The sequence below is a fragment of the Microbulbifer okhotskensis genome, assembly GCF_023895975.1.
In the GTDB taxonomy this organism is placed as follows: Bacteria; Pseudomonadota; Gammaproteobacteria; order Pseudomonadales; family Cellvibrionaceae; genus Microbulbifer; species Microbulbifer okhotskensis.
In genome coordinates, this window is record NZ_JALBWM010000353.1 from 1 (window position 1) to 630 (window position 630).

General features: G+C 58.6%; 1 protein-coding gene. It reads right to left on the minus strand.

Translation table 11 applies throughout. The features are described 5' to 3' along the window. On the minus strand, positions 1-630 hold a 630-nt coding region (locus MO867_RS22470; RefSeq protein WP_252473319.1), incomplete at both ends, for a phage tail protein.

The window sequence follows — 630 nt, forward strand, 5'->3', positions numbered from 1 at the left end:
GTCCTGCAACGCGGTGATGGTGATGGCACCTTCGCGGTGAGTACCGTATTCCATGCGACCGGCGCGCAGGACCATATTTTCGATACCTCGGTCAGTGGCGCTGATGCGAAACAGCCCGCCGGGCGCTATGTCGTAACCACGCCGGTCCATGCGGACTTTGAAGCGGCGCAGCCCCAGGTTTGCGCGCAAATCCCGCTGCGCGACACGGCTGGCCAGATCAAAAGTGGGTATGCCTGGGTAATTCACGGTTTGGGAAAAAATCGCCCCGGCCGCTTGGATTGCGCCCAGGTTTTGTTCGCGGGCCTGGCGCTCCTCATTGAGGATAGGGTCGTGCCAGTTGACGATGATTTCATTGGGGATGGCTTCGCTGGCGGCCAGGGTCTCCTCTTCGATAGACAGCAGGCCAGTATCGTAATCAAACAGGGGTAAGTCATCGCTGTCGTAATCATCGCGCAATAGGCTGAGGGTTAATAAGCCGGTTCGCCGGCTGATATATTGCCCGGCGCCAATATGGTCCAGCACCACCTGGATAAACTCCAGTACGCTCTCCTCTCGCAGCCACAATAAGCAAAGGCCAAATCCCTCGGCGTGCAGTTGGTCGGCTGCGGCTTGGTAGCTGTCCAGGTCGAG